Here is a 3,560-nt window from a genome sequence, read left to right on the forward strand (position 1 = left end):
CTTGTTAGTGATGCTCCATCTCTTGTCATCGTGACGGATGATATATTGGATTGTGAAAGGAAAAGAGAACTCTTCAAAATCAAATGTTATTCGTTGGGTGTGAGAGTCCTGCTTTTCACCGAAGGGTGTGTAGATCTTAGTATTAGTAAAGACCTTTCTGTTGTCGATAGGAAAAGCCCTTTGCATCTCTATGAAACCATTATCGATCTGTTTTGTGCGGGCTATCGGCTCATTGATTCGAAAGTCGTACCTGACAAAAAGTTGAATGTGAAGAAAGTCCTTAGCCCAAGAGAAAATACCATATTGTCTATGATGACTGGCGGTGTAAGCGTAAGAGATATATCAAAGCAATTGAAAATTAAAGAAAAAACAATCATGACATATAAACGCCGATTCTTCGCAAAATTGGGTGTGAGAAAACTTCGAGACTGTATTATACCTTAATCAGAGTTTCACTATGCCGAGTAATATTGTTTTCTATGATTTGGATTCTTTCTTTGTTCTTGGTGCCAAGACGCTGCTTGATACCTTTGAACCTATTTATATTGCTGCAACACAACGAGATGTTATCGATCTTCTTAAGCGGCAGAGTATCGATATCCTCATCATTGATCCTTCACAGAGAGTTTGGATTATTTCGGAGGATTTTTTAGCTTCAGTTCGTTCTGTTTCAGAAAATACGAAGATTGTTTTCTTAATTGAAAGTAAAAATAAAAGTAATTTTTACATCAATAGGCTATGTCCACATTTGGTAATTGAAAAAAACATTGACACCGCCATTTTTGTAAAAATATTGGAGTTGCTCAATATTGGTATCTATGCCAATAAAATATGATGTTGCCATTTTTATGTTGTTCAATTCTTCAAATTGAAGACCGGTTTTTCTGATAAGGTAAGAATCAAGAATGTTATATAATTATGAAGACAAACGCTGCCCATTGTTTGAAGAAAAATTAAGCAGCAAGACTAATATATTGAAAAAATACTTGTTGCCTCATATGGTGAGGGTAAAAAATGCCAAGGGTAAGCAGGATTTAATGTCGTTTTTCTATGTGTCATCTGGATTTCTCTCTGTGTATAGAAAAAATGAAGATATTCTTCTTGGTCATCTACACGCCCCTGTTTTCTTTGGTGTTAATTATTTATATGATGCCTATTTTCCCGTTTATTTTACCGGTGGCCCTGAAACGGTTATTTATCACGGCGATGTTGATACGCTACTGAAAATAATAAAAGAGAACCACCTGGAAGAATGTCTTATCTACGTTATGATCGCTAACCTGAATGAATTATATCGCAGAGACTTGATATCCGGGAAGTCTGATAGTTATCAGGTGATAAGAAGTATATTATTGCATTATATTGATAAACCACTGGGTTTTAGAATGCAATTTGGCATAGCCTCAATTATTATCAAGCTCACAGGTTTGTCCCGTAGTCATGTCATGAGAATTTTGTCCGAGTTGAAAAAAGGGGGGTATATTGAAACCAAAGAGGGGAAGCTTATCTCTGTTTCCGATTTGCCAGAAAAGTTTTGAATAAAAGGCTAAACCTATTTTTGTCTATAACCGCTATCTCACGTGGTTAGATATATTAAATAATCTGTTTTTAATCAATGCCTTGATGTTTTTTATCTTTTCATTTTTTGCTTTTATCCCATCGGTGTTTTGGGTCATTTTTTGAAAGAATAGTCGCTGAATTTGTTCTATTCTTGGTGTGCGTAATCATTAAAGGATTACGGGCGTAAAACACGATGGTAACAATAGTTTCCTGATGTGAAGATGCTGTGTCTCTTTTTATGCGTCCGTCGTTTCCTGTATTCGTTATGTTCAGAATTACAGGTGAAGTACATGTTTATGCGTGATTTCTTTTCTTATTTATTGCGGATTTCGCGAGTAAATCCCATTTTCTCACAGTATTTTTTCTTGTGCATGCTGGCTCTGAGCGGCTCACTCTTCTCTTCATCTGTACTATCTACTCATCAAATTCTCACTGATTCCGAGCACCTTGCTTCGCTACCTACTACGCTATATTCGTTGAAAATGGGTGAATCACCGCAGTCCGTAGCAAAAAGCCTGCATGTCAGCATGGATATACTGCGAAAATTAAATGAATCACGGACTTTCTTACATAAATTCGATGATCTTCAACCCGGTGAGGAACTGATTGTCCCAGTGATGCCTTTGGTATCGAGCAGCACAAATTTTCAACGTGCTGAGCCTTCCCTGCTAATTCCAGATAATGAACGTTCGCATAAGATTGCTCAATTAGCCCTTCGGGTCGGCCCCTTTCTTGCTGACGATCCAAGGCGCGATACCGCTATTGCCGAGCTGCATCGCTTTGCTATTGATCAGGCAGGCAGTGGGTTTCAGCATTGGCTGAGTCGTTTTGGTACTGCTCGTGTACAACTCGATGCAAATAATGCCTCTTTGCTTAAAAAATCTCAGGTTGATTTACTGCTTCCTTTACGGGACAGGCAGGACAATCTTCTTTTCACGCAGGGCAGTATTCATCATATCGATAAACGCGTGCAGGCAAATCTGGGTGTAGGTATGCGTCACGTCACTCAGGATGTTGTGGTGGGGGGCAACGGTTTTCTCGACTACGATTTTTCTCATCATCATGTGCGTGCGGGGATTGGCATAGAATATTGGCGTGATTACCTGAAACTGGGAGTGAATAGTTATCTACGCCTTAGCAACTGGAAAGCGCCCTATGACAATGAGCGAGAGCGTCCAGCGAATGGGTGGGATATTCGCACGGAAGCCTATTTACCTGATTGGCCCCAACTTGGTGTGAAACTATTGTATGAGCAGTTTTATGGCGAGCAGGTGGTACTGTTTGGTAAGGACGATCGCCAGCATAATCCTCATGCCATTGGTGCAGGTGTAAACTATACCCCCTTCCCACTGATGACGTTGAGCGCAGAGCGGCGCAGTGGGAAAGCAGGAAGCGGTGATACACGCTTTAGCCTGCAATTTCACTATCAGCTTAGTCAGCCTTGGGAGCGGCAGCTTGATCCTGAAGCGGTTGGTTCGACTCGCCGTTTGCAGGGACAGCGTTACGATCTTGTTACGCGCAAAAATCATCTGGTGCTTGAGTATCGCAAGGTGCAGCGTCTCTTTTTGAGTATGATCCGGGCTATAGATGGGTATTCCGGAGAGCAGAAGCCGCTTAATGTAGAAGTGAGCGCTACCCATAAGCTCGCTCGCCTGGAGTGGTCTGCACCGGCGTTGATCGCTGCGGGAGGAAAAATCTTGCCGCGTGGATACCAAAATTATGCGGTGGTGTTACCTAACTATAAGGACGGCGGTCAACCCCAAAACTGCTACCGCGTTTGCGCCGTTGCCGTAGATACGCAGGGTCATCGTTCTAATCAGGGCAAATCCTGGGTACGCGTTCATGCACCCGCAATGGCCATGATGCGTACGGCCTCGGATACCGCCCGCAGCACGTTTTCGGTTATGCCTGCTTCAGCCGTGGCAAACAATGCGGCCAGCATCAACATTGTCCTGACGATAAAAGACAGTAACGATAGGCCCCTAAGCAGCATGGCAGGC

Annotated in this window: 4 protein-coding genes; all 4 read left to right on the forward strand. The window is 42.2% G+C overall.

What is annotated here, in order from left to right; translation table 11 throughout:
• Positions 1-444 (forward strand): helix-turn-helix domain-containing protein (locus tag J5224_RS24085; RefSeq protein ID WP_264627756.1); only part of this gene is annotated, 444 nt, incomplete at its 5' end.
• Positions 445-457: 13 nt separating this feature from the next.
• Positions 458-835, forward strand: coding sequence for a hypothetical protein (locus tag J5224_RS24090; protein WP_264627757.1), 378 nt, complete (start codon positions 458-460; stop codon positions 833-835).
• Positions 836-905: 70 nt separating this feature from the next.
• Positions 906-1,538 carry a helix-turn-helix domain-containing protein gene (locus J5224_RS24095; protein WP_264627758.1) on the forward strand — a complete coding sequence of 211 codons (633 nt, stop codon included), beginning with the start codon at positions 906-908 and terminating at the stop codon, positions 1,536-1,538.
• 312 nt (positions 1,539-1,850) lie between these two features.
• Positions 1,851-3,560 (forward strand): inverse autotransporter beta domain-containing protein (locus J5224_RS24100; protein WP_264627759.1); only part of this gene is annotated, 1,710 nt, incomplete at its 3' end.

Source organism: Candidatus Symbiopectobacterium sp. NZEC135 (genome assembly GCF_025962695.1).